Origin of the sequence: Candidatus Cardinium sp. cBcalN2, from assembly GCF_022810445.1 — a bacterium.
In the GTDB taxonomy this organism is placed as follows: domain Bacteria; phylum Bacteroidota; class Bacteroidia; order Cytophagales; family Amoebophilaceae; genus Cardinium.
Window position 1 is genome coordinate 1 of record NZ_JAACGD010000141.1, and the last position, 7770, is coordinate 7770.

Sequence of the window (7770 nt, forward strand, 5' to 3'; positions counted from 1 at the left end):
ATGGATTGCAGAGAGGTTCCTGTTTTTCCAGCTGTAAACTAAGCTTTCAGTAACTTTTTTCATCAGCGCTTGATTTTTTGGCTACTTTTTGATCAAGCAAAAAGTAGCTTTAAAAAATTCATTTTTTACCAGTGTCATGAGCAGATACTTCCTGAATAGATACACAATAGGCGTTGTTGAGGTTTTATTCAACCCTTTCAATTGAAGCGCCTAATGCATTTAGTCGTTGGTCAATGTATTCATAACCTCGATCAATTTGACTAATATTTTCAATGGTACTGCTGCCTTCTGCAGCTAGTGCCGCAATTAACAAAGCAATACCGGCTCTAATATCACTTGAACTCATATGGGTACCTTGTAGTTTATGGCTATTCCCTAGACCTACTATATGTACCCTATGTGGGTCACATAAGACCAATCGTGCCCCCATTTCAATCAAATGATCTACAAAAAAGAGCCTGCTTTCAAACATTTTCTGGTGGATTAGCATATGCCCTTGTGCATGTACCGCAGTTACAACAGCAATGCTGATTAAATCAGCAGGTATTCCTGGCCAAACTGCATCATAAAGGGTTACTAAGTTCCCATCCATTTCTGGTTTAATCTTATAGCAGGGCTGCACGGGAATATGCAATTGGTTGCCCTGTTGTTCTAGAACAATACCCAACTTTTTAAAACAATACCAAACAGGTGCAAAAAATGGCATAGGCACATCTGTAATGGTTAATGCTGATTGGGTAGTTGCAGCCAATCCAATAAAGCTGCCAATTTCCAATATATCTGGTAAGATAGTATGGGTTGTACCACCTAAAACAGGTACGCCTTCTATAGTTAGTAGATTGGAACCAATACCGCTAATGCGTGATCCCATTGCTACCAGCATATGGCAAAGTTGCTGTATATGTGGCTCACAAGCTGCAGGATAAATAATAGTTTTCCCTTTGGCCATGCTGGCCGCCATAATTAAGTTGGCGGTTCCTGTTACCGATGGTTCTGACATCCATACATCAGCGCCTTTTAATTCCTGGTATTTTACTTCCCAAGCTGCCTGAGCAGCATGGTAGTAAAAAGAAATACCTAGTTGTGCTAGTCCTTCAAAATGAGCATGAAGCCCTCTTCGGCCAATTCTATCTCCTCCAGGCTTAGCTATAATGCACTGCTTGAAACGGATTAACAAGGGTGCCAGTAGCATAATAGAGCCTCTTACCTTAGTGTATTCTTGGCGAAATGTAGCTGTAAGCATAGCTTCTTTGGCAACATGCTTCGCGCAAAACTGATAGCCTCTATCTCCCAACCGAGTAATTTGTACACCTAAAAGGGTTAAGAGTTTCATCACACTCTGTACATCAGCGATATTAGGAATGTTATGTAAGGTCACTACTTCATCAGTCAATAAGGTAGCACAGATTACTTGTAGTGCTTCATTTTTTGAGCCTTGCGGTTGAATGGTCCCTGCCAAATGGCTTCCTCCATCGATAATAAATTTAGCCATTGTCCAGATTTATATTTTATATACTAACCGACTATTGGTTGGGTTGCTTTTTAAAATGGTTGGATTTGACGTGCTGCTTAGTTCTGGGTTTTTGACCATTGTTACCTTCATCTGGTAGGGTTCGTATGATTGCTACATCTAGCATGGTATCATCTGGAATCATGCGTTTGATATCCTGCATAATTCTTTCATTACTGATATAATCATTGTTCCATATACTACTAAAACGACGCATCAGCCTGGCAACTGTTATAATCATCTGATCTTGCTCTTTACGAGTAGCTAGGGTGCTTATCTTTTGTATGAGTGACTCCATATGTCTTCCATAATATTTATATCTGATTAGCTGAATAAAAGGCATATGAACATAATGCTGTTGGCTGCTTTCTCTCTTAATAGGTTTGGGATTAGGACTATCAATATCTAATTTGTAGTCTGATAATATAAAAAGATCATCCCAACGTTTTTGTGAAGACTCTGCATTAGGATTCACCACCTCCATCAGCTTTACAATGCCATAGGCTTTTTGCGTGCGAACTGTTTTGTCTTCAATGGTTACCAGCTGTTCCATAAGCTTCTGTATGTTTCTACCATATTCTTTAAGCATTAAAGGCGATCGCATTGTGTTATAGTCGTACATTATGGATTATTAGGTTAATGAGCAATCATATCTATTTAAATACAGGCTTTATTTTGGAGGCAAAATTTCTAGTTTTGCATAGTTTAACAAGAGGGTCTTTTCTCCAAATTTATGAAAAAGAATAACAGCTTTATGCATATCTGCCGTTTCTACTAACTGCAAAACTTTTCCTACACCAAAATGCAGATGACGTACTGTGTTGCCAACTTGGAGCTTATTTGTGGACACTGTAGAGAGAGAGGATGAAACGGAAGCAGCCACTGGTTTTCTAACTGGATCGTTTATTGTAGTTACTGGCTTTTGTGGAGTCGTTGTTTTACCCCCTCTATGACTTGTCCAACCTATCTCTTGTAAAAAACGACTGGGCTTTACGTTGGCTAATTTACCAAATCTGTATCTGCTTAAAGCATAAGATAAGGTTAGCTGAATTTGTGCACGGGTAACAGCTACGTAGAAAAGACGCCTTTCTTCTTCTAAATCTGCGTTGCTGCCTAACATCATAGAAGAAGGAAAGAGTTCTTCTTCCATGCCTACCAGATATACATATTTGAATTCTAAGCCTTTAGAAGCATGAATGGTCATTAATGTTAGGCTATCTTCATTTGCGTCTTCTTTATCGGCACTGGTAATTAATGCGATTTCTTGTAAAAAACTACCCAGGCTTGGATCCCTGTTTTCAGGGTGGTCTACGAATTGTTTGATACTATTCAATAGTTCTTGTATATGCTCATAGCGGGTTAAGCCTTCTACCGTTTTATCTTCATGCAGCTCCTTGAGCAGGCCAGATGCTTGGGCCATATAGTTTGCTATAGCATATGCATTTTCGTTTGCTAGTTTTAGAGTAGCCGTATGAATAAGTGTTACAAAACGACTAACAGCAGCTGCAGTAGCCCCACTTAAATAGTCATTTATATTGCGTAGTAGGGTCCAGAGAGGAAGCTTTGTTTCCGCTACCATAGCAAATATTTTATCAATAGTAGTGGGGCCAATACCCCGCCTAGGGAAATTAATAATTCTTCTAAAGGCTTCGGTATCATTATAGTTTACTACAAAACGCAAGTAGGCTAAAAGATCTTTTACTTCTTTGCGCTGATAGAAAGAGAGGCCACCTATGATGCGATAAGGAATGTTTTTTTTACGCAATGCTTCTTCAAAGTTTCGAGATTGATTATTGGTACGGTATAGAATGACAAAATCTCGATAGAGCAGTTGGCCATTTAGCTTTTCTGCCATTATGGCATCTACTACTAACCGACTCTCTTCCATATCTGATATAGCTCTTAGTACTGCAAGCGGTGGCCCGACTGGATTATCTGTCCAAACCTTTTTTTTTAACTGATGTTCATTGTGACTAATGATTCGATTAGCTGCCTCAACAATATGCCTAGTAGAACGGTAATTTTGCTCTAGTTTGATCATTTGGTGGTTAGGATAATCATGAGAAAAATGCAAAATATTTTGAATATCAGCTCCCCTAAATGCATAAATGCTTTGTGCATCATCTCCCACTACACAAATGTTCTGGTGGCAGGAAGCCAGTTTTTTAGCAATACGGTACTGAACTAGGTTCGTATCTTGAAACTCATCAATAAATAGATAGCGAAATTGTTGTTGATACTTTGTGCTTAATGCAGGATAATCATATAATAACTTATAAGTCTGTACTAATAAGTCATCAAAATCCATGGCACCAGCCTGTAAACAGTGGTTGGTGTATCTTAAGAAGACTTCACTGAACCTAGCCATACGCATATGGCTATCTTCTTTTTGATAGGTTGGGTCTGCCGCATAAACTTCTGGTGTAATCAACCTGTTTTTAGCATATGAGATACGTCCCAATATAATCCCTGGTTTATATACTTTATCATCTAAGGCAAGGCTTTTAGTAATTTGTTTGATGAGTGATTTGCTGTCGTCTGTGTCGTAAATACTAAAATGGGTAGGATAGCCTAAAGTATTGGCTTCTCGTCTTAGTAGTTTGACGAAAACACTATGAAAAGTCCCGAGCCATATGGCTTGTGCGCCATTACCCACTATTTTAGTAATCCGATGACGCATTTCAGCAGCGGCTTTGTTGGTAAAGGTTAAAGCAAGAATCTGATCAGGTGTTGCTTTTTTTTCCTTAAGGATATGTGCGATTCTGGCCGTTAATACTTTTGTTTTGCCTGAGCCAGCACCTGCCACAACAATTGATGGACCTTCTGTATGAACCACTGCCTGCTTTTGCATCTCATTGAGCCCAGAAAGATAGGTTGGTTGTATAACTGGATCCATTGTAATAACTATTTTTATTTTTATATTTGATCCAAAATAATCAATCTTGTTGTTAATCCTTCCAACCTTTCGAAGGAAACTGAAAGTTACGCCCTTTCATTCGTTGAATCATACAATATTAAGCAGGAGAGCAATTTAATAAATAGTTGGATAAAGGCCAAAGAACCATCTCTGCATGCTGTTGTTGCTATCTGTTATTAACTATCTACAATTATTAAAATAGATTTAAAAAGCCTATATTTGCTAGATCCACTCGGCTCGTACCAATTTAATTGCCTATTAAATTTCTTTAGCGTTTAGAGTCTGTAGAACACACCGAGTGCAAAACCAAAACCTACTAAATCTATGTAATAATTTACGTACTAGCTAGTACTTGCAAATTACCAGAAAAAGTAGTGTTTCTAAAATTCTCTTTACAGAAATTTATTAGTATGTACCCTACCACAGGCCTTTATCAATGCTTTATTTGGATTTATCGCTTTAGTTTAGTTTTTTGCTTTTCCTTGATTGTTAGTTGTAGTGGTAAAAGTTGCTCTGATAAGCATAAAAAAAATGAACTGTCTACAGCAGTTGAGCCAAGGATATTAGACCCGCCAGTTTTAAAAGAGCATACTGCTCAACAAAACAATAAAAGCAAAAGAACCGATGAACAAAATCTAGATGTGTCAGATGAACTAGAGATTTCTAGAAAAGGAGCAAAAAATATCAAGCGACTAGCTAAAGTGACAGAAGATAAACAAGCTATTGTATTATTGCATGGACTTGCTAGAATTTCTTCTGACTTTAACGCCATGATAGCAATATTAGAAAAAAGATTTCCCCATGCAACTATAGTGGCCTTAAAAAGTGTTAATAAAGACTCTAATAACCAAAAATCTGCTAGTCTTAGCTCGAAGCTATCCATTAAACAACAAGCTAGATTAGCTTATGAAGAGATCAAAGCAAAAATTCCTTTTGGTAGTCATCTTATACTTGTAGGCCATAGCCAAGGAGGACTACGGGCTTTGGTTGTTGCCAAAGAGTATGAAGCTCGCTTGAAACGTGAATGTGCCATCACTATAGAACAATTGATTACTATAGGGACACCGTGGAAAGGAGCGCCAATATTTCAGCATATTAAGCGTGCTAAAACATTCAATGAAAAATTTGGTAAAATAGCTATAACCTTAGATAAGATACAACCAAACTACAGCAAAGCTGTAAGGGGATATTTTTTCAAAAAAGCACCAGAACTAGCAAAACACCATCCTAACTTCTATGGCAAGGCAGCGCCATTCCTTATGAAATTTAGCCAGATAGATGGCATTGCAGATTTAGACCCAGAAAGTGATTTTATTCGTAATGATGTTGTCTCAAGCCTTAAGGAAGTTGATTGGCCGATTACCGCTATTGCAGGTGTTTTAACTGACTTTTCTGAGCTTTTTGATACATTTCAATACCCTATTAGCGCCAAAGCATTGACTGAACTCAATGCCACCTATGCAGAATTGATTGGCGGTAATCCAAACTCTGAGCATGATATGTTGCTGCCTGTTGCTACACAACATGCAGAAGGTTTAGGTACTAGAAATTTTAAGCGTATAAAAGTATATGGTACCTGTCATGGCAATAAAGTAGGTGTTTCTGTAAAACGTGGGCTTTCTGAGCTTAATAATAAAGCGGTCATAGAAAAAGTGACTGAATCTATAGAAGAAACTTTTTACGAATACAAAGAGGAAAAAGAAGAAGTGGTTGTAGAGCAAGGAGTTGAGGCTGCTCCTGCTGCTTAGCTACTGATGCTGCAAGCATACAATTAAAAAATAGAATCTTGGAAAGTGTAAAAAGTAAAGAGGCTATGGTAGCTTTAGATGGCATTATGGATCATCCCATCTTGCGTCAAATTGGTCAGATGGCTGATGGGCTTCAATTAAAAACCTATGTAGTAGGTGGGTTTGTACGAGATTTGTGTTTAGGACGTATGTCCAAAGATATTGATATTGTTTGCGTAGGGGATGGTATGGCTCTGGCACAAGTTGTAGCAAAGTATAAAGATGTTCCCGTTACCTTATTTAAAAGTTTTGGTACTGCCATGTTGCAGTGGGATGGGTGCGACGTGGAGTTTGTAGGTGCTAGAAAGGAATCTTATTTGCCGAATTCTCGTAATCCAAGTGTATCAACTGGGACGCTGGCTGATGACCAACTGCGTCGAGATTTCACTATCAATGCCATGGCAATCTCTTTAAATAAAAAAGATTATGGGCGATTATTGGATCCATTTAATGGACAGCATGACTTGATAAATGGCTTGATTAGAACGCCTTATAATCCGAATCAAACTTTTTCAGATGATCCATTACGCATTATGCGTGCCATACGATTGGCTACTCAACTAAATTTTACCATAGCACCAGAAACATGGGTAGCCATGTCGGCTGTTGGCAATCGATTGCTTATTATCGCTCAGGAACGTATTGCCGAAGAGTTACATAAAATGATAGCTACTGATCGACCCGCTTATGGCTTTAAACTTTTGTTTGATAGCCACCTATTATCAGTGGTACTACCAGAACTACAAAAGCTTTCAGGAAAAGAACAGATTGGTTGCCATTCTCATAAAGATAATTTTCTACATACCCTTGAAGTTTTGGACAATGTGGCCCGACATTCTTCTAAATTATGGCTTCGTTGGGCAGCTGTTTTTCATGATATAGCCAAGCCATTGACCAAAAAATTTGATCCTATACATGGTTTTTCTTTTCACGGTCACGAAGATCTAGGTGCTAGAATGTTACCTAAACTCTTTAAAAGAATGCGCTTTCCTACTAGCAAGGAAATTCTGGGATATGTACAAAAATTGGTTAGATTACACTTGCGCCCTATAGCCTTGGCAAAGGAGGTCACTGATACGGCCATACGGCGCTTTTTATATGAGGTTGGAGATGACTTAGAGGATTTATTCTTATTGTGTAGAGCCGATATTACCTCCAAAAATGAAATCAAGGTGCAACAATATTTAGCTAACTTTGATAGGGTTCAAAAAAGGGTTTTAGCGGTAGAAGCACGTGATAAGATTAGAAATTTTCAACCGGTTATTACTGGTGCTGTTATTATGGAAACGTTTGGCCTAAAACCTTGTGCTCAGGTGGGTTTTATTAAAGAGGCTGTTAAAGAAGCTATATTAGAGGGTAAGATTAAGAATGAATACCAAGAAGCATTTAATTATATGTTGATGGTTGGTAAAGATTATCTAAGGTGAAAAAAACTACTGAAAGCAGCGCCTATAGTTGTAATATCCATTCACTACCCTAGCAGAACTGGACTCCAAACCGCCATAGCCTTGAATGGATACTAAAAATTGTTTCCGTTCATCACTATGGCTTATGCT

Annotated in this window: 5 protein-coding genes; 2 read left to right on the plus strand and 3 right to left on the minus strand. The window is 38.2% G+C overall.

All coding sequences use genetic code 11. The annotated features are described in order from the left end of the window. Window positions 1-184 precede the first annotated feature (184 nt). The 3 genes from murA to MUW74_RS03955 all read right to left on the minus strand — a co-directional run bounded on the left by murA (window position 185) and on the right by MUW74_RS03955 (window position 4406). On the minus strand, window positions 185-1492 hold the full coding sequence (gene murA, locus MUW74_RS03945; RefSeq protein ID WP_243517375.1) for a UDP-N-acetylglucosamine 1-carboxyvinyltransferase: 1308 nt from the start codon (window positions 1490-1492) through the stop codon (window positions 185-187). Between the two features lie 31 nt (window positions 1493-1523). Next, window positions 1524-2114: a DUF4290 domain-containing protein gene (locus MUW74_RS03950; RefSeq protein WP_243517372.1), complete on the minus strand. Its 591-nt coding sequence runs from the start codon at window positions 2112-2114 to the stop codon at window positions 1524-1526. 66 nt (window positions 2115-2180) lie between these two features. Further along, window positions 2181-4406, minus strand: coding sequence for an ATP-dependent helicase (locus MUW74_RS03955; protein ID WP_243517369.1), 2226 nt, complete (start codon window positions 4404-4406; stop codon window positions 2181-2183). Window positions 4407-4837: 431 nt separating this feature from the next. Between MUW74_RS03955 and MUW74_RS03960 the strand changes: the two genes are divergently transcribed. Then, the gene (locus MUW74_RS03960) at window positions 4838-6175 is read left to right on the plus strand and encodes a triacylglycerol lipase (RefSeq protein WP_243517365.1); all 1338 of its coding nucleotides are present in this window, start codon (window positions 4838-4840) and stop codon (window positions 6173-6175) included. 38 nt (window positions 6176-6213) lie between these two features. Beyond that, window positions 6214-7641, plus strand: coding sequence for a CCA tRNA nucleotidyltransferase (locus tag MUW74_RS03965; RefSeq protein ID WP_243517363.1), 1428 nt, complete (start codon window positions 6214-6216; stop codon window positions 7639-7641). The last annotated feature ends 129 nt before the right edge of the window (window positions 7642-7770 follow it).